We start from the raw sequence: 25,965 nt of genomic DNA, 5'->3' as shown, positions 1-25,965 counted from the left end.
TTACTTGCAATAGGCCAGCTATTGACGCGTAAATTCGTCTTGTTTCCACTGAAAATCTCTGGCTAGATAAAATAAATTTAAATACCACTATGATTCAATACGTTAGTAAATCTCTTAACCAGAGTTTAGGTTAGATAAAATAAAAACGACACATTAAAAATGTGTCGTTTTTTAATTTAACCGCAAAAATCTACGGCCTTTAATTAATCAAATATATTTATAACTGCCAATTTACAGATAGAGCGTAGTTACGCGGTGCACCGTAATAACCTTGTTCCCAGTATAGGCTGTGCAAATATTTTTCACCTGTGGTGTTATTAACGTTGAAAGTGACTCCTACGTTATCTGTAATTTTGTAAGTGGCCATTAAATCAAGTAACCCGTATGCATCTTGGTGAGTAGTGACGCTTGCAATACCATTAGCATCTTTAACTTGAACTCGGCTAGTTGAATCCTGCCAGCGATAGTTTGCACCAAATGATAAACCATCAACTAAAGGTACTTGGTAGGTTGCGGCCACTTTAAGTTGATTTTCAGGTGTGTAATCTTTAACTAAATCATCACCATCAATAGTTAGGTTACTAAAACTTACACTTGCGCTTAAATCATCAGTTATGCGACCACTTAATTCAACTTCGAAGCCGTTGCTGTTAATACCATCTGCTGCATAATAACGCGTATCACTAGGTAGTGAGTCGGGTAAAGCTATGGCAAGCCCTTCCTGCTTTGCATCGAAGTAAGCAAAAGTTACGAAAATTTGGTCATCAAGTAACTGTGCTTTTATACCAACTTCACTGCTTTTACCTATTACGGGAGCTAATTGGTTGGCATTAATATCAAGCTCTTTTTGCGGTACAAATGTTTCTGTATAGCTTGCATAAGCTGATAGAGACTCGTTAAAGTCGTACACCGTGCCAATATAAGGAATAACTTCAGAGTCGCTTCTTGTTTGTTCAACACCGTAAGCGTTCCCTTTTGTTTTCCAATCGGTATAACGCACACCAGCGAGCACACTTAAAGGCTCACTTAATTTAATGCGAGTAGATATGTAAGCTGATTTTTGCTCGTTAGTAATATCACTACCATTTAAGCCATCAGCAAGTGTTGCCTCTGGTACTACACCATCCCACGTTTTAAGTGATGGCATTGCTGGAAAACCATTGCCTGTAGTGTAATCGTAAAGAGACTGCTCGTTGTAATCCATTTTAGCTTGGCTAACACCAAATGATAGGTCGTGCTCTTGGCCAAATAAATCAAACTTACCACTGGCATATAAATCAAATAAGTCATGCTTATCTTCGTAATCATAACGGCTAGCATAACCTGTTAAACCAAGTTCAGTATCTTTATCAGGGGTGCCGGATACGTAGAACAACTCTGAGTCTTGTTCGTTTTCGATGTGAGCATAACGTGCTCTAGCTACCCATGTTGCCGATAAGTTTTGTTCAAGTGTTACATATACTTGCTCAGCACTGTTATCCCAGTAAGACCAGTCAGCAGCGGTGCTGGTTGATTCGTCGTAATCGGTTGCTGTTCCGTCTGTATAATAAAGAGGTAGTGCACCCCACAGCGGGCTATCTGCGTCTTTTTGTTGGTTAACGTAGTTAACGCTTAATAATGTGTTGTCTGTTAATTTGCCTTCGTAGGCTAAGTAAACAATGGTTTTATCTGTTTCGTAGCGATCTAAATATGAGTCAGCTTTTTGCTTTGTAAATACAGCGCGTACAGCGTGGTCTTCATTTATTGGCGTAGATACATCTAAATCTAAACGTTTTTTATTCCATGAGCCATAAGATGCTGATGCATTTGCCTGTGTTGTATAAGTTGGCTTTTTTAAAACCATGTTTACAGTTGCAGAAGGATTACCAGCGCCGGTCATTAAACCATTAGCACCGCGAACTATCTCTACACGGTCATAAATTGATGTATCAAGACTGCCTTGAATAGAGCCTGAGCTTTGTGGGATCCCTAAGCCATCAACTTGAAAGTTCGTAATTTCAAAACCACGGGCCTTAAAGTAAGTACGATCTGTTTCTATTTGCTCTACTGTTACGCCTGGCGTGCTTTCAAGTACTGAGTTTATATCGTCTAGTGAAAAGTCGTCCATTAGTGCGCGTGAAACTACCGAGATTGATTGTGGTGTTTCTTTAATTGTTAAACCTAGTTTGGTAGCCGATTGCGCTTCTTCAGTAATGTAGTTTTTATGATGCTGACCATATACCGCAATTTTTTCGAGAGGTTCAGATTTTACATTTGCCTCATCAGCAAGTGCATAACCAGATAAAATTAAAGAAGTAGCAAAGCTTAGTTTAGATAAACGCAAAACTTGAGGGGACAACATAAGTTTTTCCAGTTAGTTCAAAAGAAGTACGTAACTTAATCTAAATGATATCGATTTGCAATTGTGTTTAGTGTTTTTATCAATAATAATTCTATTTTTTTGGATTTTAGCGCCACATATAAAGATTTTAGGTACGAATTGATGAATTATATAGAACTCAATCTCGCTTATAAAAAAAGCGGCCTAGGCCGCTTTTTAAAGTAGTTAGCTTTTTAATTATTAAAAAGAGTACTTAACAGAAAACTGTAAGCGGTCTAAATCGCCATCAACGCCGCTTTCAGTTTCACGCTCAGCATGCTTTAGCTCAGCACCAAAAGTTAGACGTTTAACCGGTGAGTATAGAATGTTAGCGCTATAGCTTTGGCTTGATTCAGTCGGATCACCAGAAATAGCTAATAAATCAGTGTTGTTATCAGCACTGAAGAATGAATATAAGAACGTTGAACGCCATTGGCTTGTCCACTTGTGCTGGTAAGCAACAAAACCAGAAGTCGAATCAATTGCATCTAGTTCATCGCCATTAAGTACTGCACCGTGAGCAACGTTTAAGCCTACGTAACGGCCTAAGCCTTTACCTTGAGTAAGCATAAATTTAAGGTTGTCTTCACCAAGGTTTATTTTACCCGATGCACTAATACCAAAAGAAGTTTCATCTGCATCAACACTGCCTACTTTATAAGTAAGTTGGCGAGCAAGCGCTGCAACCACAATGTTACCCCAATCAGCTTTGTGTGTGTAACGAGCTGTAAAGTCAGGCAATGATGCATCATCAGTTACTACCATACCGCTAGTAGTAGAAATTGTACTTTCTGGGTTTTCTAATGAAAACGACCATGCGCCAGTGGTGTATTTAATTTGCGATTGACGCACAAACACAGTGCCCTCAGCAGGGCCTACAAAATCAAGCGTTTCAGCAAGCGCCCCCACGTTTTGGAAGTTAGACCATGTTTGACCAAATAACCAACCATCGTAAGTTACAAAGGCATGGCGAATACGCGGGGCGTAAGAATTTGAAACTCGCTCATTACCGCCAGCAGCCGAGGCCAAAAAGTCAATTTCAATTTTAGTATTAACGGTTTTACCGTTATCCATAACAGTGGCTGTGCCAAAGTTAAAACGTGACTCACGAGCATGCATATCAAATACAGCATCTGAGCTGTTATCATCGCCAACTGTTAACGTACTTGGTACGTAAAAGTCACGACCTACGTTTGAGCCTGCAGGCGCACCCGCTGAATAATCACTCCACATAGAGTCGAGTTTAATGTATCCACCGTAAGTAAATTCCGTATCACCAATTTTTGCGGCAGTCGCTGCATAAGCAGTGCTTGATAGTGCACATAACACAGCGCTTGCTGCTAATGTTTTTAATGGGGTAAATTTCATTGTGGTGTCCTTTATAGGCTACTTGTTGTTTGTTGCTTTTTTTTTCATGTAAGGTTGTATTACTTGCTACTAGTATTACTTACGAATAAAAAAGGGTGTTAGTTTGGCTTCTCAATACACATATTGTTTTCATTCGTTAAATAAAGCTTTAGCAAGTAATACCGCAAATATCTTTATTAAAGTGCACAAACACTTTTGAATATGTGCAATATTTACTCAATTACCTATTGGTCTATAAGACTAAGGTTTTAGAGTTGATTAGTTTGCATTTACTTACATTTAACGCGTTGTATTATTTATATAAAAAAATTGAAAGCAGGTGGATTATAAACTACAAATGAGCAAATTGGAGTAGAGTACAACTAAGGTCTAATACTTAATAAAGTACTGCTGAGTAATCCTTGATAAAAGCTTAAGGCAAGTAATTTAAATGGAGACGAAGATGTCACAAAGTATCTATCCAGTTCCTGCGCATATTAAAGATGCGACTCTCATTGATAAAAATAAATATAATACGCTTTATAAGCAATCTATTGATGACCCTGAAAGTTTTTGGCGTGAGCATGGCAAACGCCTCGATTGGTCTACTCCTTACACTAAAGTTAAAAACACCTCTTTTGATAAAGGCCACATCAGTATTAAATGGTATGAAGATGGCTATTTAAATGCGTCTTACAACTGTATTGACCGCCACTTAAAAACGAAAGCAGACAAAATTGCGCTTATTTGGGAAGGTGATGATCCTTCTCAAAGTGAGAACATTACTTATCAAAAACTTCATGATGAAGTGGCTAAATTTGCCAATGGTTTAAAAAAGCTGGGTGTACAAAAAGGTGACCGCGTAGCTATTTATATGCCAATGACCCCACAAGCGGTGTATGCAATGCAAGCCTGTGCACGTATTGGTGCTATTCATTCTGTTGTATTTGGTGGTTTTTCACCATCGGCTATTGCTGATCGTATTAGAGATTCTGGCGCTAAGGTTGTTATTACTTCTGATGAGGGACGCAGAGCAGGAAATTGTGTTCCATTAAAAGCAAATGTAGATGAAGCGGTAGCGCAAGAAACTGTAACCACAATTGAACACGTTATTGTGCACCAATTAACAGGCGGTGAAGTTGATTGGAATGAGCACGATATATGGTGGCACGAGCTAGTTGCTGACTTACCAGCACAGTGTGAGCCAGAGCCAATGAATGCTGAAGATCCTTTGTTTATATTGTATACATCAGGTTCTACTGGTCAGCCTAAAGGTGTTGTACATACTACAGGTGGCTACTTAGTTTACTCATCAATGACACATGAATACGTATTTGATTTAAAAGAAGATGATGTGTATTGGTGTAGTGCCGATGTAGGTTGGATCACAGGCCACAGTTACATTGTGTACGGGCCATTAGTAAACGGTTGTACTCAGGTTTTATTTGAAGGTGTACCCACTTATCCAACTGCAGGGCGTATGGGCGAAGTAGTTGATAAACACGGTGTTACTATTTTATATACCGCCCCTACAGCAATTAGAGCACTAATGGCTAAAGGTGATGAGCCTACAGCTTCGTCACATCGCGATAGTTTACGTATTTTAGGTTCAGTAGGTGAGCCAATAAATCCAGAAGCGTGGACATGGTATTACGAGAGTATTGGTAAATCTAATTGCCCGATTGTTGATACATGGTGGCAAACAGAAACCGGTGGCATTATGATCACACCACTTCCGGGCGCTACTGATACAAAACCAGGTTCTGCAACACATCCATTTTTTGGTATTGCGCCTGCATTATTTGATGCTGAAGGTAATACACTCGAAGGTGCCGTAGATGGTAATTTAGTTATTTTAGATAGTTGGCCATCGCAAGCTCGAACTGTTTATGGCGACCATGAACGTTTTGAACAAACTTATTTTAGCGCCTACCCAGGAGTTTACTTTACAGGCGATGGTTGTCGTCGTGATGAAGATGGTTATTACTGGATCACCGGTCGTGTGGACGATGTACTTAATGTGTCTGGGCACCGCCTTGGTACTGCCGAAATTGAAAGTGCGTTAGTTGCGCATGAAGCGGTAGCAGAAGCTGCTGTTGTAGGTTACCCGCATGATATTAAAGGCCAAGGTATTTATGTTTACATTACGCCTAACGAAGGTATAACAGTCAGCGATGAATTAACTAAAGAGGTACGTAATTGGGTTCGTAAAGAGCTCAGCCCAATTGCATCTCCAGATATGATTCAATGGTCACCTGGTTTGCCAAAAACACGTTCAGGCAAGATTATGCGTCGTATTTTACGTAAAATCGCTGCAAATGAGCACCAACAACTCGGTGATACGTCAACGCTTGCCGATCCTTCAGTTGTCGATGAACTAATCGAGAACAGATTAAATCGTTAAATGTGCGTTAAAAACTTGATTACAAGTTGATTCTAAACGTAGTATATCGGCTGTCAGTAAAGGTTTTAAACCTGACTGGCAGCCGAATTTATTAGGAGTGAACCATGAGTCAGTTTTTAATAGCGGACGATCATCCGTTATTTCGTGAAGCACTAAAGGGCGCACTGAGTGCAAAATTTGAGGGTTTAGAGGTTTTTGAATCATCCGATTTTGACAGCACACTGCAAGTGTTAAGCGAGCAAGAGGATCTTGATATATTACTGCTAGACCTTCACATGCCAGGTAATGGTGATTTATACGGTCTTATTCGTATTAGAGAAGAATACCCAAGCTTACCTATTGCCGTTGTTTCAGGTAGTGAAGACGTGAATATCGTTTCTAAAGTAATGGGTTATGGCGCTATGGGTTTTATTCCTAAATCATCATCGTCTGATGATATTGCCAGTGCGATTAACCAAATACTTGAAGGCGATACATGGCTACCAAAAGAGCTAAAAAACAAAGTAGCTGAAATTGAAGGTGAAGATAGAGAAATAGCAGCGCAAGTTGCCTCATTAACGCCCCAACAATACCGAGTGCTGCAATATTTGCACGAAGGTTTACTTAATAAGCAAATTGCTTATGAACTACACATATCAGAAGCGACAGTAAAAGCACACATTACAGCCATATTTAGAAAACTCGGTGTGTACAATCGTACCCAAGCCGTTTTAATTGCCGCTAAATTAAAGCTCGAACCAATAGAGCAGGCATAATTTACATTTAAAAAGTTATTAGCTTATTTATGAGCAAAAAAAATGCCAGCAACAATGCTGGCATTTTTTATATGTAGAATAATTAAGCAGTTGGAATAATGCTAAGAAAACACCACGGTTTTATTACCATTAATAAATAGCTTATGCTCTGAGGCAAGTTGAAGTGCTTTACAAAACACTGTCTTTTCAACATCTTTGCCCATTTTAGCCATCATTTCGGCGGTATTCGCATGTGTAACGCTGGTTACATCTTGCAAAATAATAGGACCTTCATCAAGCTCATTATTAACAAAGTGAGCGGTAGCACCAATGATTTTTACGCCGCGCTCAAATGCTTGATGATAAGGTTTAGCACCTATAAATGCTGGCAAAAATGAGTGATGGATATTAATTATTTTACCTTCAAATCGACCCACAAATTCAGGACTTAAAATACGCATGTATTTGGCAAGGCCAATAATGTCAGGGTTGTAACTGGCAATTAAATCGCCTACCTTTTCATCATGCTCACTACGGGTTAACCCTTCGTGCGATACAACATGAAATGGCACACCAAACCCTTTAGCTAGCGGCTCTAAATCAGCATAGTTCGCAATTACAGCTAATACTTCAATATTAAGAGTTTGTTCAAATTGCTTTAACAGCATACCACCTAAACAATGAGCTTCTTTAGTTGCCAATAAAACTACTTTAGTTTTTGCGCCGCAATGTAGCGCAAGTTTAGCGCCTTCTGGTAACAATGCGCGTAGTTGATCTAAAAAGTCACTTTGTGGCTCGCCTGTAAGCTCTGTACGCATAAAAAATCGCTGCGCGTCTTTATCTACAAATTCGTTGTTACGCGTAATGTTTAAATTATTTTTATGGCAAAGCCCTGTAATTTTAGCTATTAAGCCTACATCATCAGCACATTGGGTGGTTAGTATATAGCTCATTGTCCTCATTCTTACCCTGTAATTAATCCTTTCATTATTTGTGTTTTGGCACATAAAGCAAGGGCTTTGTGAACTAATCCAATATTAATCATGTTGTTGAATGCAAAAGAGGTAATAAAGTTAAAAAGTATTGAATAGAGGTTAAAAAAATGCCACCTAAGTTAACAAGGTGGCATTAATACAAGCTATCTAAGTTTTAGGTTAATTAACCCTTAGGCTCGGGAGATAAGTTTTCTTCTTGTCTTAAATACCCGGCAGCTTCCTCATCGTCTTTCGCTATCGCTTGCTGAGTAGGTATAGCGCGCGTTTGTTGGTTTAGTTGATGTATTTGTGACGCATTACCTAAATCACGCTCACTGGTAATTGAGGCGATAGATTCGCGGTCTTTTAAGAACGCAATAACGTCTTTTTTGATTGCTTGTAATTGCCCTTCGTCTTTATGCATTTCCATAATATGGCGAGGGTGCTCAAGGTTTTTCATACCTGTTGCAGCAAACGTAGTAGAAATAACACGAGAAACAATAATCCAAGGCGTTATGCTACTGCGTACTAAAGTATTTTCTGAGCGGGTGCTATCGTGAATACCAGTACCTGTTGATATTTTAGACTCAGTAAAAGTGCCTTCACATTTAAAGTACACAAGCAGTGACTCAAATTGCATTTCTGCAAAAAATAGATGCGCTGTGTTCGCAAGTAATTGCGCAAATGCTTTAATAAGTATGCCTATTAGCAATAAGTGAAAGCTTGTCATTAATAGCTCACTAAATTGAATAGCATGTTGGTTATTAAATGCCTGTTTAAAACTATTAATATTTGCCGCATCAATGTAATGGTAAATATTAATAAACGAATACGCTAAAAATACAGTAAATGCTAACGCTACAATATAAAGTAAGTTACCGCTCACCAAAGCAAGTAATCTCGCGAGTGTAAAGTTTTTACCTAAGTCCATTGAGTGTAGTTTAGGCTGAATCTCTTGGATCATTTCACCTTTAAAACCGCCTTTACCTTCTATTTGTTCTTGAAGCTTAGGGTCTAATTCTCTGTAAACTCTGTTAGGTACTTCTTTATAACGACGATTAGCCATTACTAGGTTATCGAGGTTTATGAAAATCTCGTCTGGATGAACAGACTCTTGCCAGTTTTCACGTAGTTCAGATACTTCAGCTGAAGGGGTAACTGAATTTAAACGCGCTTTAATCATGATAAAAGCAAGCGCACAGCTTAGAGTCGCTAATATAATAATTGCAATTAAGTACATTCCAGCATGAAGACTAGGTAGTTGCTCAAGCCAGCTATCTATTTCTTGTTTACTAATGTGCTGCTCTTTCATCAACCATGACATAGAAAGACCAATAACGATGGGTAAAATAAAAGATAACGAAATAATTTTTGCAAGCGCACCAGTACCAAGTGCTTCAATATTCTTTTCTGCATTTCGAGAGATAGGTTTACCTGTAGAGCGCCAAGAAAAAAGCACGTAAAACATTAATATTGCACTATAAACCGGAAATGCTAATTCCCCAGCTTCACCGGTAAAGCCCGATAAAGATACAAATGCAACAAGGCCATAAGCAATAAGGGCGACAAAGGTGCTTACCCATGAGCCAAATAATCGCTGGGCAACATTTCGAATAGGATATGGTAGGAATAATAACTTAGGGATTAAGCTGTGAAGTAAGCGTGATAAAAAACCATTAGGCTCTTTAAATGTACTGTTTTTACGACCAACCAGCATTTCTTCAAGTGATTGCGCTGTGTAGGCTACTTCTTTTTGTTCTTCTTGAGCGGTTGATGCTTGCGATTTACTGTAGTTATAAGCAAGTGAAGTTGGGTGGTTTCTACCTACAAAGTATTTAAGTGTTGCATAAATACCTGCCGATAGTGAGCGAATGCCGAATGCTAAAATAAGCATGCCAAACACCATTAAAATCCAACCTGCGGTTGTATCTTCTTTCACAGAGCCCGCAGCAATAACAAGTAAACTAATACCTGCTATAGACTCAATGAGTCCTCTTAATGCTGTTACTTTACCTTCCAGTTTGAAGGGGTTTTTTAGTCCAAGATCAATCGATCCATAATCAAAAGCCATTGAATTCTCCATTTAAACAGCACCCCACTTGCGGGGGACAAAGTGTAATTAATCTGAACTTAGGATAATAAATCTATCTAAAGTAGTTACTTTTAGCGCCGAGTGCATCAAGTTTAATCGTAATAGACTCGCTGCTGGCACGTAAGTTCTACCTACTTTTACAAAAACCTAAATAGAATTATTAATATATATTAAGTATTTATAATTGTTGTTTGTTTTTTATTATATATCAATAGTCTTGTTCAGTTTAAGGTTATTTTAAAGTGATACATTTTAAAGCTCGACGCATGCTTAAATATAACTGGAGGGTTAATGAAGCTAATTTATGTAGACGATAATTTACCAGGGATCACTCGTAAACTTAAACAGAAAAGTTGGCTTTACTTTGATCCAATCGGTAAGCAAATAAAAGAGCAAAATGTGATTGATCGTTTGAATGGATTGGCATTTCCGCCTGCCTATAAAAACGCTTGGTTTTGCCCAGAAGAAAACGGACATATTTTAGCGACAGGATTTGATAGTAAGGGGCGAAAGCAATACCGCTACCATCCTGAATTTAGGGCGCAACAAGAAGCAAAAAAATACCAAGCATGTGGAGTATTTGGTAATAAACTCCCTTTGTTAAGAGCGCGTTTAGAAACAGACTTACAAGGCGATGAGCTTAATATTGAGCGCACTTTAGCGGCAGTTGTAAGACTTATGGATTTAGGTGCATTGAGGGTAGGTAACGAGCGTAACGTAAAGCAAAATAAAAGTTTTGGTGCTACAACATTACGAACACGCCATGCAAAACTCACGGGCAAAAATATTCAGCTAAAATATCGTGCCAAATCAGGTAAGGAACGTGAAGTAAATATAACCGACAGGGTGCTTAGCCATGTTATAAAAGACTTACAAGATTTACCCGGGCAGCATTTATTTCAGTATATAAATGAAGGTGAGCGCACAAATGTAACATCAAGTGAAATAAATCAATACATTCAGCAAATAATGGGCGAGGAGTTTAGTGCAAAACACTTTAGAACTTGGCGAGCAAGCGTTATTGCATTCAAACAATTAGCTAAAGCTAAAGGGGCGCTTACTTTAAAAAGCATGCTTGATAGCGTATCTGAGCAACTTGGTAATACTCCCGCTATAGCACGCAAATCTTATGTGCATCCCGATTTAATTACGCTGTGTAAAGAAGATGAAGATACTCAAACTGCGTGGAGAGAGTCCCTTTCATTACCACGAAAAACAAAGTACTTGAGTCGTTATGAACGTGGTTTTTTAGCTTTTTTAAAAGATTAATTGCCATAGCAACTTTACACACTTGAGCATATTAATTACATATTCTCTAATTTAATTTATTAACGTTTAGAATAAGGATTTTTAAAAAGTCATTAAATTTCAATTGTTTATTTTGAAACTTTAATTTGGCATTACCGTTGCACCTCCAGAGTACTACTTAGTGGTAAGTACAAAAGCATTTATCAACGATATTTAGCGAGGAGGTACACAGTGAAGGGGTCATTTTCAAATCAAGCACTTACTAAAGCAAAGGGTTTTACATTAAAAACTGCATTGTTTATTGGCATGAGCGGCTTATGCTCAGCATCCACTCTTGCTGCCAATGAGCTTGAGAGTGTGGTACTCGCTAACTCTTCACTAACTACTTACAATTCACAAAAGTACATGCAAGCTGATGACACCTACTACTTTGACCAATATTCAGCGCAGTTAATTGAGCGTACAGAAAAAGCGATTAATTGGTATCAAGAAATAGTTAACAACGGTGGTTTTACACACTTATATAACGATGAATTGCTTGAACTGGGTAGTAATAATAAAGAGGTGAGCTTACTTGCACAGCGTTTATATCAAGAACGTGACTTAAAAAGTAATGTATGCGACGAAGCTATATGCACGTTTGATAAAGATATAGAGCAAGCTGTTAAGCAATTTCAAAGCCGCCATGGTTTAAAAGTTGATGGCCGAGTGGGCAAGCGTACTTTTGCATCGCTTAATGTGCCTGCACAGAAAAAACTCGATAAATTAAAACTTAACTTTTATAGAATAACTAATTTTGCAGGCGCAAGTGATGAGCAATATGTGTATGTAAATATTCCTGAATACAGCTTACGATTTGTAAAAACTGGCGATGTAAAATTAAAAAATAACGTAATTGTAGGTAAACCAAGTTGGGAAACACCTGCATTTAGTGACGAAATAGAAAAGTTTGTAGTTAATCCTGAGTGGCGTATACCCACCTCAATTGCCACCAAAGAAATTGCTCCAAAGGTAGCCGAGGATCCTGACTATCTTGTAAAAAATAATATTGAAATTAGAAAAAACAGCTACCTAGACTCACAAACTGTTAATCCAAGCAATATTGATTGGGATTCTATTAAGCCGTACCAATTTGATCACTTTTTAGTAAAACGTGCTGGTGAAGAAAACCCCCTAGGGGAAGTTAAGTATTTATTCCCCAATGCCGAAGCAATTTATGTTCACGATACACCAGCTAAGCAGCGTTTTAGCCAATCAAATCGTGCTTTATCGCATGGCTGTATAAGGATAGAAAAACCTTTTTCGTTAGCGCGTGAGATCATCAAGCACGAAGGAGAGGCACAAACACTCAGTCATATTGATAGCGCACGAGACCAAAATAGTACTCAAACGTTTCATTTAGATGAGCCTCTTCCTATTCATTTAGTCTATTGGACTGCATGGGTTGACGAAAATAAGCTGGTTAACTTTAGAGATGACATATATCAACGCGATAAAAAAGCACTATTAAAAAATGATGAACAGTCGGTGATTGCCGCTTTGTTAAAAAATAAATAATGAGAGGGTTTATGCAATTTATTCATTATATTTCTATCGCCATATTCACAATTATATTTAGCAATAGTGTATTTGCTGCAGCGCCTACAAAGCCTGCACATCAGGTAGTTGATATAAAAAACAAAGCCAACTTTGAAAATGCAGAATTTAGCCTAAAAATTAACGACATAGTTATGCCATATTCGGTGTTTTCAGTATTTGTAATGCCCAAAGAGCAAGTTGAGTTTGAAGTGCTTTTTGCGCAATCAAAAAACGCTTACACGCTAATTAACACTCAAGGGAAATCTAAGCTTACAAACACCAACCGCTGGCAATGGCAAGCACCCAAAGAGCCCGGTTTAACAACGGTAATTATTGAGTCGCCCGATAAAAAACAGCGTATGAAAATCAACGTATTTGTAAAAGTACCGGCAGAAAATGTTGAAGGAGGAAAGCTCAAGTATTACCACATTGGGCACTATCCTAAACCTTCACAGATTAAAGACGCTTCACACTACATAGTGCCAGATGGCTTTGTTAAGGTAACGCCTGAAAATGAAAACGTAAAAATATCACCTCACTTTTCACTAAAGGAATTTGTTAGTAAGCAGCGAAGTAAGCACCCAAAGTATTTATTTTTACAAAATAAGTTGTTACTTAAACTAGAAAAAATACGCAAAGAACTGATTTTAGAAGGTATACCGGTTAGTAATATGGTGGTTATGAGCGGTTATAGAACTCCGTACTACAACAAATCAATTGGCAATGTAAAACTTAGCCGACATGTATTTGGTGATGCTGCCGATATTTTTATAGATAACGATGGCAACTACCGTATGGATGATATAAATAATGACGGTAAGCATTCAATTGGTGACGCTAAAGCGATGGCCGATATAGTGGAGTCGTTAGCTAGGCGTGAATCATTTAAAGGTTTACTAGGTGGTTTAGGTATTTATGGGCCTAAGTCGCACAGAGGCGCATTTATACATGTTGATACGCGTGGTTTTAAAGCGCGTTGGGTGAGTAAATAGTTATATTAATAAATATATTAGCGCAATTACCACCTCGCATATTTAAAAAGTGCTGGTAAAACTCATATTACCAACACTTTTTGAGACAAGCTTATCAAAAGCTAATAGCATTAAGATAACAACGCCCATGTCATTAAGATGCTAAATGCGTACGATTCGCTAAAGTTAATTTGGCGAACATTAAAAATATCTGAAAATAAACGATTCCAAATTTCGTTAAATAACTTTGATAAAACTAACGCACCAGCGATCCATGTTGCTAACAGTAATGTCGTTTTTACAATCAAAGAGTCAATATACATATCTATAAGGGCATTTGATTCGTGTGTACTTCCTACTTCATAATTAGTTAATGCAAAGACAAAGCTTATAGCCCATAAGGCTATTGTGGCTAAAATATTAAAACGTGTTGTAATTCCTTTTTTCATTTAAATACTTCCTTTTCAATATTATGTTTAAGCTATAAGTGCTTGTGCTGATTTAGTCTATGCTCGCTCTTATTAAGTCTATAATATATTACTGCAGCATGAAAGTTTCGTATTCTAAATCTTCAAATTGTTTAGAAAGCCAAAATAACCCAACAACAGAGGTAACAATAGTTGAGAGAGCAAAGCCGTAACCATAAAACTGCGGCCCAAAAGCGATTGATAGCAAAGTTAAAACAACGTTTATTACCAAAAATAGCCCCGCTAAAAATAGGACGGTCGAGCGTTTATCTAAATAAAACAAAATATTTAAAATAGACAAAAATATAACTTGTACACCCACACCAACTACATCAATAAATAAAAGCGTTTTATAGTTTGGATCAATACCAATAAAGGTAAGTATTTGCTCGCCCCATAATAATAAGCAGGCAACGGTAATACCTTGAATTTTAAATATATCGTATAAACCGGCACGTGCAGTTTGGATCATATTGTCTTTTAAATAGTAAATTTCTTCTAACGATGATCCCTCTCGAATAGCTGTGTAAAAACGATCGTATTCTTCTACAAAGTCGGTTTCCATTTTTACTAAAAATACAGCCATACCGGGAATAATAGACAAATAGGCTAAAAATATAGGTAAGTCGTAAATTGGGCTAGCTCTTAACGTGCCAATAATTTGAATTGATGTGCTTGGCGAATACCAAAAAATGATCTTATCAGCCCACACACCAATGTTATAAAACAGACCACAAAAGAATAGGCTGTAATACACTTTTTTATTGCTTAAAAAGTCAAAGCTAATAAGTTTTTCACCAGGATAACGGCGAATAATCATAAACAAAAAGCTAAAAAAGAGCAGAGCTTCGCCTGCAAAAAACGCAAAAAATAAGCCATCTAACTGCCAGTCTCTTAATAAGTATGCAAGTAATACCATAAAGGCGTAACCACTTAGCATGGTTATTAAAATTAACCGGTACTCTTTCATACCCGATAGAAAAATAGCGCCAAGCCACTGATTACATAAGCTTACAAAGGCACCTAAAATTATAATCTTAGTGACAACGGGTATAGGGAGCATAGGCCAAACCGCTAAACCGACTAATAGCGCAGCTATTGTTGTTACAAGCTGTGCACCAAGTAAATTAGGGAGTACTTTTGCCTCTTCTTTTTGAAAAAACAAATCGGCAATAAACCGAGTTAGTAATAACTGCAAGCCACCCGTTAAAATAAGTGAGGCGGCCATCATGTAGGTAACAAGCGTTAAAAATTGAATAATAAGTACTTTAGGTAATGCAATTCCTAAACTTAAAATACCAATAAGCATTAACGCTACAATAGAGAGCAGCCAAGGCCCTGAGCCTATTAAACCTGCGTAGCCGTATGCTTCAAAAACTGAGAGCAGGGTATTTTTTTTGAGAATTTTTCGTATCTCAAAACCTATTCCAGCCATGCTATTGTATCCTTATAAAGTTTATCGTAACGGGCAAACATGTGGCTCTCGTCATAAAATTTTTGTACGCGGTCTAAACCACTTTTTTGATACTCAAGCCAAGCTTGCTCATTTGTTAGCATGTTTGATATTTGCTTTGCTGTTTCGCTCGGAGAAGCAATTGGGACAACTTCACCGGCTTTCCCTAACGCTTTATCTTCATCAGTTCCGCCTTCGATTATTTCGCGGCACGAACCAACATCACTAGCAAGTACAGGCACACCAGCCGCCATTGCTTCTAAAAGCACTAAAGGCTGCGCTTCAGAAATCGAGGTTAAAGCTACAATTCCGAGCTGAGGCAAAATTTTAGTGATATCTTGCATACCTAAAAACTTAACACTGTTTTGTAAATCAAGGCTGCCTACCAGTAGCTCACACTCTTTGTAGTATTGTGGATCTTCTTCGAAAGGGCCGATGATCCAGCCTTCGACCTCTGGTAATATCGATTGCGCTTCTTTAATCGCACGTATAAAGGTTTTAATATCTTTTATAGGCACTACACGTCCAATTAACCCAACAACCGGTGGTATCTGTTTTGGACGCTGATCAAGCGCTTCAATAAAGCGCACTGTTTTAATGCCATTAGGTACAACAAATGCTTTTTCAGGTGCTGCACCATCTTTTATTTGGCGCTGCCTGTTACCGTCGTATAGCGAAATGATCTTATCTGCTTCTTGGTATGTTGTTCGACCAATTTGCTCAAAAAAGCTGATCCACATACGGCGAATAAAGCCCATCTCGGTATTTAAGTTTTTACCTAGGCTTTGTTCTGACTCTTTGATCCAACTGGCTTGAATAAGATCTATTTTTCTCTCTTTGGTGTAAATACCATGCTCGGTCAACAAAAAGGGAGTATTACTTATTACACTGGCGCCGGATCCTAAAATACCCGCATACCCGGTAGATATTGAGTGAATAAGTTTAACTTTAGGAAGCCCTCGTGCAATTTCGGCTATTTTAAATAGCGGTTTATATAAATTGCGATATGACCAAAAAAAGTCAATAAAAGAAGATTCATCACAAAAAGTTGAATAATAATTAGTGAGTACTTGCCATGAAGATTCACTATATAAAAAGTCGGCTTCGTTAATACCGTCTTTTTTAGCTAAAGTTTCAAATGCAAACTTTAATAATTCAGTCGGGATTGGCTCGTTACAATCCCTAAAATAATTTTGTAGTTGCAGCCAAAAATCAAAGAGTTCTTTTTTATATCTAACCCCGTGCTTAGCTTTTATTTCAGAGGTATCATTTTGTACTAAATAATGAATATGCAGCTTGGTAACGTTTTCAGGCAAGGTATATTGAATCTCGCCATAATGCTCTGGCGCTCCACCTATAAAAACAAGCTCAAAGTTATAATGAGGTAACCCTTCAATTATTTGATGGACCCAGCTAGATACGCCACCACGCACATAAGGGTAAGTACCTTCTAAAAGCAGTAAAATGTCTGCATTTTTGTTACTCATGCCAATACTCCTGTAAATGACGTAATTCACTGTCCTTAGGTTGTTCTGGGAGTTCTTTTAAGTAGCGTTTACAGTCGTCAAACTTGTTCATACAAAAGGCAACTTCGGCTTTATAAGGGAGAACATGACGCCTTGCCATGCCCGACTCAGTTGCTTTGAGTAAGTACTCATGGGCTATTTCGTATTTGTTTAAGGCTAAAGATATACGCCCTAAAAATATAAAGGTTGCAGGTGTTTTTACGTGCTCAATACTTTGCTGTGCAAGTGCTTCGGCTTTTTCTAAAACGTATTTACGAAGCGCACCTTGTGCTAAACCTAAGTAGCTAAGTTCCCAATAAAGTTCGGCTAGTTGTTTTTGTAAATTACTTAACTTTGGCTGCTTAGTCGTAATGGTTATTTCTTGCTGGTACAAACTGATTTTTTCGTTGAGTTTGGTTTCTTTACCATCAAGGGTTGAGTAGGCGAGTAAGCGAATATCATCTTCTAAATCTTTAAGTGCTAGCTTTAAAATAGGAATAGCTTGTGAGTCACTCATGTGACGAGCCGCCATTACGGCACTTAGACGTTTATTTGGTTCACTCGCGTGTTTCAAAATTGCTTTAAGTCCGCCCATAGAATAGGTCGGGTTTGCTGATATTGCTCTGGCTTCAAAAGGAAGCTCAGGTATTTTATGCTCTTCAATTTCTATGTCATCGTTTTTGAGTGGTTTACACAGAGCAAACGTAAGCGCTACTACAAGGCCTATAATTCCAAGTACAGGCAATGTAAACAACAATAAAAACATGAGTAGTAAAGAGCTATAGGGAGTCGTTTTGTATTTTTTAGGTATCAGGAAATAGCTAACAAAAGCAAAAAGGATGCTAGCAATAGCATGCAATAGTATAGCTAAAAACCAATTAGGTGTTTCCAGTACTTCTATTAGTGCAAAGTACTGACAAATACACCCTAAAATAGCCGCTACAATAATTATAATCATGAAAGTGAAACCAATCTCTTTATGTCATCTGAGCTTATTGGTAGTGCAAGTTGTTGCTCAATAACAATATCAAGCTCAGCTAAAGTGCTACCAGTGCGCTCTTTACACCAAGTGTTCATTCGGGCAATAAAGCCTGCTTTTTCAAGTTCATCAGCTAATGGCATTAATAGCAGTAATACCTGATTTTTATCATCATATAAATAAATGTCTAAACCACGACGGGCTTCACTTAAATAACTCATAAGTTGAGTCGATTTATCAGTAATATTGTTGGCTTTTATTTTTAGTAGCTGCGATGGAATGTTGTATCGTTTTGCTTCTTTATTTGCGCGCTTAACTTGGCGAATAAAGTATGGAGACTCTTCATACGTCATTACTGGGTTTGTTATTTCATGACGAAGTAAATCGCCTATATGCCCAGCCATTACAGCAAGTAATGTTAGAGTTGTATTTTTAAGCGCAAAAAATTGTATTCTTTCAACCAAAATAGCGCCGTAAATAGTATTGTTTACGTCGATAAGTGGGATTGCCATATGGTATTTACTTATACCCGATGATGCTTTTTCGTCTTTTACCGATACTAATTCTTTTTCTTCGATCATTGCTAATATAAGAGGATCGTTTTTAGCTATTTGACTCATTTTACCTATAGAGGCAAGTGGTGGCTCTAAAACACTGTCGTTTTCAACTTTATATAACCCCGCTCTTTCTAGCGAACCGTACTCAACAAACAAGTCGATTATTTTTTGCGCTGCGCTATCAAGTCTTCTTTCTTTTAATAGCCCGATAGAGGTTCTTACTGCTTGTAGTGATTCACGTAAACTTAACGTATGGCCAGCTAGCATTTGCTCAATTCTATCGTGAGATGAATTAATTAAATGATACTGACGAGTAAATGTTTCAAGACGATCAGTTACGTACTCAAGCTGAATACTTTGCTGTTGATTAGTACGCTCCCACACATCTCTAAATTCGCCTGTGATCATAATTACAATAATGTAGCCAATCATAGCGTTAATATTGAAGTCGCTTTGCGGTGATAAAATATTTGCTTGAAGTAAAAAAAGTTGGCCAACAAGCAAACATAAAATACTAATAAAGCCTTTTGAAAAGCCATAGCGTAAAGAAACTAAAAGTGGGCCAAGTACAGGCCACGAAAACCCTCCCTCAGTCCAAAATGGGTCCTGTGCGTTAAATAATACAGGCAGCCCTAAAGCAAGCGCGGTAAATATAAATACCTCAGCCCATATTTGTAGCTCAGGAACGTCTCTTGGTCTAAGGAAATGTGTTTTCACTCACTAACCTCTATATAAGAAATTAAATCGGCAATCACATCTTGTGCTGTTGCTGCAATGCTATCGCGGCCCCAGCCACTTTTAGCAATAGTACCTGTCCAAACTGGTGTGGTTTGTCCATTTACAGTGAGTGATAATGTAAGTGCAACAACAGGTTCGCCATCAAGGCCTGCTTTATAGCGCCACTCTTCAATGCTGCCTGTTAGTACATAGTCAGCTTGTTGAGTGCTTAACCATTGCATAGCATTGTCTAAACGGTATTGATCATCCAGTGGTGGAAGCTCTTTGCTGTTTACGCGAGGTGCACGTATTAGAGTTGGTAATTTATTTTGTTGCCAAATACTGGCTAAAATATCTTCAGCACGCTCACCGGCAAGCGGTGTTTGAGCATGATTAACAAGCGGCATTAGTGCCACTGTTTTTGAAGGGCTAAGCTCTATATCATCAGCAACTCTGCTGGTGGTACATGCTGATAATAGTAATACCAAACACGGTATAATTAAACGAAACATACTCTCTCCTAACATTAAAAATGTACGTAATAACCTAATTGTAATTGTGTATCTGAGTTACCCACTTTATTACTACTTTGGTAACCCAGCTGTAATTTAAATAAATCATCGCCCAGTACAGACCAACCTGCGCCACTTGAAACTGATACATCTACTGTATCGTTAAGTGTTTGATAGCCAGTACTTATATCAAATAACCACGAAGGGCTTGCGCCTAAATAAGGAGGTTCTAATGAACCAGTTGAAGCAAATGAGGTCCCTAGTGCAAAACGTCTAAATGGTTGAAGGTCAACTCTTAGCGGTCTTCTGCTTGAATCTGTATTTATTAATGCATTAACACGTTCAAAGTCTTGCCATTGCGCACTAAAATAAGCGTTCCAAATTGGGCGGTCTTTTAAAATGCTGTATTGGTAACGAGCATTATATTCTTGGCCGTTTATTAGTGAGCTGCCATCGCTTCTTCGAGAAAAAGACATCGCTGCTGCTGATAGCTGTACGTTTTGTCTACCATCAATGTTGTAGTTAACATAGGCCGTGGCTTTATCTAGCTGAGCATAGCTAAGTAGTGCTTCTGATTGGCGGTTTTCAACATTATATTCAAGCTTTAAACCTACCTGTGTTCGTGAATCCCATTGATAACGAGAGTCTAAGCTAAGACCTTGGCGGCTAACTAAGCTGCCTTGGTGCGAATCTATTTTTGCATCAAAATACCAACGACCAAAGGTCATTTTATCTTCTATCGCAAACAGTAATCCGTTGTTATCAAGGTTTTGCTGATTACTTAAACTTAATTTCCATTGCCCATTAGCATAAGGAAAATAAACGTTTACATCGTACTGGCTACTGTTTAAACCAGCCTCTGGCGATAGGTTTATTTCAAGCGCTCTAAAATAGGATGCGCGTGCATTTCTGAGTAAACTCAATTGCGATTCATTTGCCTCGCCAGTGAGTTCTTCGTACCAACGTTGCATGGTGGCATAGGGTTGTTTTAAATAGAGTAGGGCGTTTAGCTCATCTAGTTTGCTTAGTGAACCTTCAGCTATAAGCTGTTTCGCTTTATTAAATTCGCCGTTGGTCATATAAAGTTGTAGTTTTTGCCATGGCTCTAATTTTTGTGCAGCCCTGCGCGCTAACCACCAGTTTGTTAGGGGCTCACCAATAGTGTCGGGGGCAAGTTCTTCCATTGTGTTTAATTGCATTAAATGAGGAACAGCCATCGCGCCCGCCCAGCGGAACATTAGGCCTCTGTATGCATATTTATCTTTAGGCAAGTGTTGCAGTAAATAGTGATTAAGTTCAGCAGCATTTGCATAATAGCCAAGTTGTTTCATTACATCGGCTAAGTTAACCAGTGTTGTTAAGTCACTTGGATCTGCAATGGCTAATTTACGCAAATAAAAGTAAGCACTATTATATGATTTTTCATAAATAGATAGGCTAGCTAAGAGCTGCGTCCACGCATAGGACGTGTCGCTTTGAGAATAGCGCGTTAAAATGCGGCCAATCATTACAGTGTCATGCATTTGCAGCGCTAACCAACCTTGTGCAAGCACAACATCAGAGTCATATTCGCTTAATTTAGCAGCGCGGTTTAAAGTTGTATAAGCTGAATTTAAATCACTTTGGTTTTGATACCAATTTGAAAGAATTAACCAAGCAGGGTAGAGGGCTTTATTGTAGCGCTGCTTATCAAGTTCAGCATGAATACGTGCAACTGATTTAGCATCATTTACTTGTGTGCTTAATAATGCAATTTGAATCAATTGACGGTCAGTTTGCGACGCACTTTTCCATAAATAATCAAGAAGCTCCTGAGGCCGACCTTCAAAGCGTAATTGTTGGTAGTGCAACATGTCGCCTACGCTTAAAGGGCTTATTTTTTGTAACTGCTCTAATGCATATAGCTCATGAGCTTTGTCTTGGACTCGCATTGCCATGTCTACATTGGCGCTCCAAAACTCATCGTCAGAACTTTCTTGCTTGCTTTTTAGTACTTGCAGAGCTGTAGCAAAGTCATCTTCTAGCCAAAATGCGCGGGCAATCCAAAGTAAATCTTCTTCATTTTTAGGCCCTTTATATGTAGGCCACAAGCCCCTTAAGGCTTTTAAATTACCAGTATCGTGAAGCACTTTTGCTTTCCAGTATTGTGATAATACACTTTTACCATTTATTTGCTCAAAGCGTTCAATATTGTTTAACTCTTGCTTTGTGTTACCAATAAATTCGTTAGCTTGCATCCAATTAGCAAAACCATTGCCTTTCAGACTTCTGTTTTGGGCTTTATATTCGTATATATCATTAGCATCTTGGTATAAATATAAAGCGGTGGCATCGTTAATACTGTCGGTAAGCATCGCAGGAGTTACTGCTTTGTTAGACATTAGCCATTTAAATTCTCGAAGAGCTTCTTTAGGCTTGTTTTGCCAGCGCTTTATCTTCCAATTTAATAAATGTAGCTCTTTGTCATCTGGGCTCTGTAGTAATAACTGTGCGAGTAATTGTTCTGCCCCTTTTGCATTTCCATTTGCTAAACGCAGGTGCATTGCTTGTGTTAAGTACTCGCTGTTATTTGGGTCAGCTTTTAATAAGCTTTCAATCGCTTGAGCTGCATCTTCTGTGTTGCCAGCCAAGTTTGCTAAATAAAGGGTGCGTTTAACATCGGCTTTGTCACCGTAGGTGTTCCACCATGCATAAGCTTGAATCGGATTATTTGCGCCAAGTGCAGTTTCAATCGCTTTAGCTGCAATGTCAGCATTTATATTTGTTTTATAAATAGCGAATGCTTTGTCAGGTTCCCCTGCGCTTAACCAGTAATCGGCTGCAAGGAGTGGCTGTTTATTTTTTTGATAATACTGAGCAACTTTTGCGTTTAACCCAACGGCTTTTGCAATAGTCAGTATTTGTTCGTTCCAATTTTTATGAGCTCCTATTTTTAAAGATAGCTCTTCAAAGCGGTCGTCAACTTTAGCACCACTTGCTAGCCATAATGAGTAAAGCAGCTTTATTTCAAGTGTTGCTTTGCGCTCGCCTCTAGGTAGCTTTTCAAGCTCGTTAGTGGCTTGTGAATACTCACTAAGCCCTATATGTAGCTCAACCAATTTTGCGCGAAGCTTTTCGTTGTCGGGCTCTGCATTGAGTGCTGCATTAAGGTAAGATTTCTCAAAAGTATAATCTTGTGAAAGTGCATCATCTTCAAAAAATAAGGTATGGGGAAATAACGCATAAAGTGCAAAACAACTTACAGCTAGTATCGCTAATATTGTTTTTATAGAAATTAACTGAGGGCGCTTTTTAGTATTCATTATAGAGCAGATCCGTTGCAGTTAAGGTAACCATAAAATTGACCTTTTGGCAGATTAAAGTGCGTCACATTAGTGCGTGTTACACCTTTAAAGTGTTCACCCAAATTAGATACAAATTCGCATGAGCGTGCATTAATTAAATCAAGTGAAGCGGGCACCCATGCTTTAAAACTAACCGGTCCGTTAACTTGCCAGTTATCAATAACAACATTTGCAGACGCTAAATAAGGTTTTTTACTATTTTGGCTATGATCAAAGCTAAGGCGAGCTATGTTATTTATAATATGTATGTAGTCACCTTTTTCAGTTACACCAGATACACCTTCACTTTGAGCTATGTTTGGCACATCAAAATCGCTAGGTTTGCGCAGAGTGCGAATGTACTTTGAGCTAAATAACCATTCATTATTACTGTTTTTTGCAAGTGCAGAAAAGTAAAAATCTTTTGCTACTTTTGCATAGTGGCTTAAATGCACCGGTGTATTTGGCCTTGCTAAAACATAATCAATGTTGTGTTTAAGGGCGTCTAAGCCCGCAAGAACTTCACCTGAATAAAAGTGATAATAAATAGTGTAAGGTTTTAACCTATATGGCTTTTCTGTTATTTCGAATGTTTCGGTTAAGCGTCTAAAGCCGTAATAAGGGCCATGCCATAAGTTTGTGTAAACATTTTCATTTAATATGGGGGCGTAAATTTGATACAGCAAATCTCTTTCAGGGCGACCGATAGGGGAGATGTGAGAAAGGCTTGGGTTATCAGCATTTACATCAGTATTACCACCGTTGACATTTAACACGCCAGCGTCACGAGCAAGTTCAAGTGCTTTTGGGCCAGGTGTTGCATCACCAGACCATAGCATCATTACTGTTTTTTTATTTTTAGGTGCGAGCTTGTCATTAATGTACTTTATCGAGTCGGTAATTTCTTTTTTAAGGCTAATTGTGTTGTAGCCAGGCACGTCTAGATGAAAACCGTAATCTGTGTCGTCTTCATCTATTTTTTTCCGCCCAGATAGGGCTGTCCAAAAATAGGGGTGACTATAAGTGTGTGAAGCAACTTCTACGTAAGGCAAGTTAAAAATACTACGCGCAATGCCTTCGAGTTTGGCACTTTGTTTAGAATGAATACCGCCTTCTTCAATATCAGCTTGGATCACTGATGACGTTAACGGTAGTTTGTAGTGTTTAATTATTTCGTCTCGAATTACTTCTGCTGAATAAGGCTTACCTGCGTAGTGGGCAACACTTGTAAATCCATCTCCATCGATATGCAAAGTAAGCATTCGCCTGCCGCTTTCGGTGGTTGTATCTGGCACTAATATAGGTGGTAACCCCATTGCTTGAGTAAGCAATGTACGCGGATCAATAACCCATTTGCTGCCTTCCATCGGAAATGTGTCAATTAACCAAGGAGCGGCCACGACTGCACCATATTTAGTTTTAGCCGCTTGTAAAATACTCATATTATTAGCAGACTTTATTGTTATTAGAGGAGTCGCATCAGTTGCTAATTTAAGTAAGTATGGTTTAACAATAGGGGGAGGTTTTGTTGACTCCCCTTTGAGCCAAGGTGCAAAGCTATCTTGTTTATATGGACCTTCAGGTAGTGTGTTTAACGACTCAATACCTAAGCTTAATAATAATTTAGTTGATTGTGGTAACTCGCCTAAAATGAGTTCTGGTACAACACCTAAATTAGCTTCAAGCCAATTGTTTAGTGTTGGTGTGTAAAACGTATCGCTTGTGGTCCACGAGATAATACCTGCATGCAAGCTAGGATCAACTAAAGGTAAGTCGCGCTTTGCCATATCTATGTAGTCAGGTATATATCCCAAATACTCAATCATGGTCGCTAGTTTTAAATGTACGGTAGTGTAAATGAGTGGCTTTACGTTACTGTTGTACGGAATGAGGATGCGTCTTGGTACTGGTGATATAGTTGATGTACCCCATGTTTGTAAGTGTCCATCAGTTACCCAAGGGGTAAAACCTGCCTGCTTAATTTTTTGCGCCATAGTAAGACGGTTGTCAGGCTGTGCATAATCAATAACTTGTACTTTAAAACCAAGCTTTTGTGCCGTTTTTAATTGTGCACTTAGCCAAGCTTGATCGTTCTCGGTGGTTAATTTGTAGCTATTATTGATTGGGTTGTAATGGCTATATAAACCTTCAGCCACTAAATCGCTGGCTAAACCGGTAAGTCTAGGTAGTAACTCAAAGCCTCGGTTGAGGATAAGGTGTTTATTAAACGTGCCAGACAGACTTTTTATAATTGCGACTAAGCCATTTTGTTGATCTGATTTACTGTGCTTATCATCTAAAAGTTGATAGCTGTCTAGAGTATCTAAAAACAAGCCACTGAAGCCTCGTGCTTTTAAAGCAGCTGCGTTATTTTGCACATGTTGTTGCCAATGCGTAGATGTTAAATCGGCAATGTGGCTATTCCAATTAGGGTTAACTGCGAGTGAAGACTCACTTTCAATAAACGACTCACCAACACTTAAATAAGCATAAACAGCTATGTCACGCTGTTTAAACCAATTGAGTTCGTGCTCAGTCACAAGGTCAGGCTGAACTACAACGCGAGAATAAAAGGTCATTTCGGCTAATGGCATCGGCGCTGAGTAGTAAAAAGCGATACTATTATTTACAGGCGTTGCGAATGCGTGAGCCGACACTAAAAGTGCAAGGTATAAAATATACTTCATTAATAATTCATTTTTATTAGATTATAACTGTGGCTCAAAGTGTTGTGTTCCAATTTTT

The 25,965-nt window shown here is 38.4% G+C and carries 17 protein-coding genes; 5 read left to right on the top strand and 12 right to left on the bottom strand.

Annotated features, from left to right (window positions below):
* Window positions 1-217 precede the first annotated feature (217 nt).
* Together RB214_RS12680 and RB214_RS12675 are read right to left on the bottom strand one after the other, a co-directional pair.
* Window positions 218-2,341 carry a TonB-dependent siderophore receptor gene (locus RB214_RS12680; protein WP_309167293.1) on the bottom strand — a complete coding sequence of 708 codons (2,124 nt, stop codon included), beginning with the start codon at window positions 2,339-2,341 and terminating at the stop codon, window positions 218-220.
* A gap of 219 nt (window positions 2,342-2,560) precedes the next feature.
* Window positions 2,561-3,727 carry a DcaP family trimeric outer membrane transporter gene (locus RB214_RS12675; RefSeq protein ID WP_024600614.1) on the bottom strand — a complete coding sequence of 389 codons (1,167 nt, stop codon included), beginning with the start codon at window positions 3,725-3,727 and terminating at the stop codon, window positions 2,561-2,563.
* Window positions 3,728-4,169: 442 nt separating this feature from the next.
* Between RB214_RS12675 and acs the strand changes: the two genes are divergently transcribed.
* Together acs and RB214_RS12665 are read left to right on the top strand one after the other, a co-directional pair.
* Entirely contained in the window at window positions 4,170-6,110 is a 1,941-nt protein-coding gene (gene acs, locus RB214_RS12670) for an acetate--CoA ligase (protein WP_309167291.1), read from the top strand.
* A 104-nt stretch (window positions 6,111-6,214) separates the two neighbouring features.
* The gene (locus RB214_RS12665) at window positions 6,215-6,865 is read left to right on the top strand and encodes a response regulator transcription factor (protein WP_002958948.1); all 651 of its coding nucleotides are present in this window, start codon (window positions 6,215-6,217) and stop codon (window positions 6,863-6,865) included.
* A gap of 101 nt (window positions 6,866-6,966) precedes the next feature.
* Here the strand turns inward: RB214_RS12665 and purU are convergent, their stop codons facing one another.
* Both purU and RB214_RS12655 read right to left on the bottom strand, forming a co-directional pair.
* Window positions 6,967-7,797: a formyltetrahydrofolate deformylase gene (gene purU, locus RB214_RS12660; protein ID WP_008134586.1), complete on the bottom strand. Its 831-nt coding sequence runs from the start codon at window positions 7,795-7,797 to the stop codon at window positions 6,967-6,969.
* A gap of 205 nt (window positions 7,798-8,002) precedes the next feature.
* Window positions 8,003-9,889: a hypothetical protein gene (locus RB214_RS12655; RefSeq protein ID WP_309167286.1), complete on the bottom strand. Its 1,887-nt coding sequence runs from the start codon at window positions 9,887-9,889 to the stop codon at window positions 8,003-8,005.
* A 312-nt stretch (window positions 9,890-10,201) separates the two neighbouring features.
* Between RB214_RS12655 and RB214_RS12650 the strand changes: the two genes are divergently transcribed.
* The 3 genes from RB214_RS12650 to RB214_RS12640 all read left to right on the top strand — a co-directional run bounded on the left by RB214_RS12650 (window position 10,202) and on the right by RB214_RS12640 (window position 13,728).
* Window positions 10,202-11,179, top strand: a complete 978-nt coding sequence (locus RB214_RS12650) for a DNA topoisomerase IB (protein WP_165743865.1) — start codon at window positions 10,202-10,204, stop codon at window positions 11,177-11,179.
* 210 nt (window positions 11,180-11,389) lie between these two features.
* A complete protein-coding gene (locus RB214_RS12645; RefSeq protein WP_309167284.1) occupies window positions 11,390-12,715 on the top strand; it encodes a L,D-transpeptidase family protein in 1,326 nt (441 codons plus the stop codon).
* 11 nt (window positions 12,716-12,726) lie between these two features.
* Entirely contained in the window at window positions 12,727-13,728 is a 1,002-nt protein-coding gene (locus tag RB214_RS12640) for a D-Ala-D-Ala carboxypeptidase family metallohydrolase (RefSeq protein ID WP_309167283.1), read from the top strand.
* A 110-nt stretch (window positions 13,729-13,838) separates the two neighbouring features.
* Here RB214_RS12640 and RB214_RS12635 read toward each other — a convergent pair whose 3' ends face one another.
* From RB214_RS12635 to RB214_RS12600, 8 genes are all read right to left on the bottom strand, one after another.
* Complete coding sequence (locus RB214_RS12635) at window positions 13,839-14,156, bottom strand: hypothetical protein (protein WP_309167282.1); 318 nt, start codon at window positions 14,154-14,156, stop codon at window positions 13,839-13,841.
* 88 nt (window positions 14,157-14,244) lie between these two features.
* The gene (gene pelG / locus RB214_RS12630) at window positions 14,245-15,609 is read right to left on the bottom strand and encodes an exopolysaccharide Pel transporter PelG (protein ID WP_309167281.1); all 1,365 of its coding nucleotides are present in this window, start codon (window positions 15,607-15,609) and stop codon (window positions 14,245-14,247) included.
* On the bottom strand, window positions 15,597-17,114 hold the full coding sequence (pelF, locus tag RB214_RS12625) for a GT4 family glycosyltransferase PelF (RefSeq protein ID WP_309167280.1): 1,518 nt from the start codon (window positions 17,112-17,114) through the stop codon (window positions 15,597-15,599). The genes pelG and pelF overlap by 13 nt, the downstream gene beginning before the upstream one ends.
* Window positions 17,107-18,090, bottom strand: a complete 984-nt coding sequence (locus tag RB214_RS12620; protein ID WP_309167278.1) for a HEAT repeat domain-containing protein — start codon at window positions 18,088-18,090, stop codon at window positions 17,107-17,109. Before RB214_RS12620 ends, pelF begins: the two co-directional genes overlap by 8 nt.
* Window positions 18,087-19,385 carry a PelD GGDEF domain-containing protein gene (locus tag RB214_RS12615; RefSeq protein WP_309167276.1) on the bottom strand — a complete coding sequence of 433 codons (1,299 nt, stop codon included), beginning with the start codon at window positions 19,383-19,385 and terminating at the stop codon, window positions 18,087-18,089. Before RB214_RS12615 ends, RB214_RS12620 begins: the two co-directional genes overlap by 4 nt.
* Window positions 19,382-19,897: a hypothetical protein gene (locus tag RB214_RS12610; RefSeq protein ID WP_002958938.1), complete on the bottom strand. Its 516-nt coding sequence runs from the start codon at window positions 19,895-19,897 to the stop codon at window positions 19,382-19,384. Before RB214_RS12610 ends, RB214_RS12615 begins: the two co-directional genes overlap by 4 nt.
* A 14-nt stretch (window positions 19,898-19,911) precedes the next feature.
* Complete coding sequence (locus RB214_RS12605; RefSeq protein ID WP_309167273.1) at window positions 19,912-23,199, bottom strand: tetratricopeptide repeat protein; 3,288 nt, start codon at window positions 23,197-23,199, stop codon at window positions 19,912-19,914.
* Complete coding sequence (locus RB214_RS12600) at window positions 23,199-25,907, bottom strand: endo alpha-1,4 polygalactosaminidase (RefSeq protein WP_309167272.1); 2,709 nt, start codon at window positions 25,905-25,907, stop codon at window positions 23,199-23,201. Before RB214_RS12600 ends, RB214_RS12605 begins: the two co-directional genes overlap by 1 nt.
* Window positions 25,908-25,965: the final 58 nt, after the last annotated feature.

Source organism: Pseudoalteromonas sp. HL-AS1 (genome assembly GCF_031198785.1).
GTDB classification, from domain to species: Bacteria; Pseudomonadota; Gammaproteobacteria; order Enterobacterales; family Alteromonadaceae; genus Pseudoalteromonas; species Pseudoalteromonas distincta.
The sequence above is the reverse complement of the archived record's forward strand: the minus strand, read 5'-3'. Positions and strand labels throughout refer to the sequence as shown.

Excerpts from the sequence above, each read along its gene's own strand:
- RB214_RS12640 (WP_309167283.1), top strand. The coding sequence starts at position 12,727 with ATGCAATTTATTCATTATATTTCTATCGCCATATTCACAATTATATTT.
- RB214_RS12675 (WP_024600614.1), bottom strand. The coding sequence starts at position 3,727 with ATGAAATTTACCCCATTAAAAACATTAGCAGCAAGCGCTGTGTTATGT.
- RB214_RS12600 (WP_309167272.1), bottom strand. The coding sequence starts at position 25,907 with ATGAAGTATATTTTATACCTTGCACTTTTAGTGTCGGCTCACGCATTC.
- RB214_RS12655 (WP_309167286.1), bottom strand. The coding sequence starts at position 9,889 with ATGGCTTTTGATTATGGATCGATTGATCTTGGACTAAAAAACCCCTTC.
- pelG (WP_309167281.1), bottom strand. The coding sequence starts at position 15,609 with ATGGCTGGAATAGGTTTTGAGATACGAAAAATTCTCAAAAAAAATACC.
- acs (WP_309167291.1), top strand. The coding sequence starts at position 4,170 with ATGTCACAAAGTATCTATCCAGTTCCTGCGCATATTAAAGATGCGACT.
- RB214_RS12620 (WP_309167278.1), bottom strand. The coding sequence starts at position 18,090 with ATGATTATAATTATTGTAGCGGCTATTTTAGGGTGTATTTGTCAGTAC.
- purU (WP_008134586.1), bottom strand. The coding sequence starts at position 7,797 with ATGAGCTATATACTAACCACCCAATGTGCTGATGATGTAGGCTTAATA.
- RB214_RS12635 (WP_309167282.1), bottom strand. The coding sequence starts at position 14,156 with ATGAAAAAAGGAATTACAACACGTTTTAATATTTTAGCCACAATAGCC.
- RB214_RS12650 (WP_165743865.1), top strand. The coding sequence starts at position 10,202 with ATGAAGCTAATTTATGTAGACGATAATTTACCAGGGATCACTCGTAAA.
- RB214_RS12610 (WP_002958938.1), bottom strand. The coding sequence starts at position 19,897 with ATGTTTCGTTTAATTATACCGTGTTTGGTATTACTATTATCAGCATGT.
- RB214_RS12665 (WP_002958948.1), top strand. The coding sequence starts at position 6,215 with ATGAGTCAGTTTTTAATAGCGGACGATCATCCGTTATTTCGTGAAGCA.
- RB214_RS12680 (WP_309167293.1), bottom strand. The coding sequence starts at position 2,341 with ATGTTGTCCCCTCAAGTTTTGCGTTTATCTAAACTAAGCTTTGCTACT.
- RB214_RS12605 (WP_309167273.1), bottom strand. The coding sequence starts at position 23,199 with ATGAATACTAAAAAGCGCCCTCAGTTAATTTCTATAAAAACAATATTA.
- pelF (WP_309167280.1), bottom strand. The coding sequence starts at position 17,114 with ATGAGTAACAAAAATGCAGACATTTTACTGCTTTTAGAAGGTACTTAC.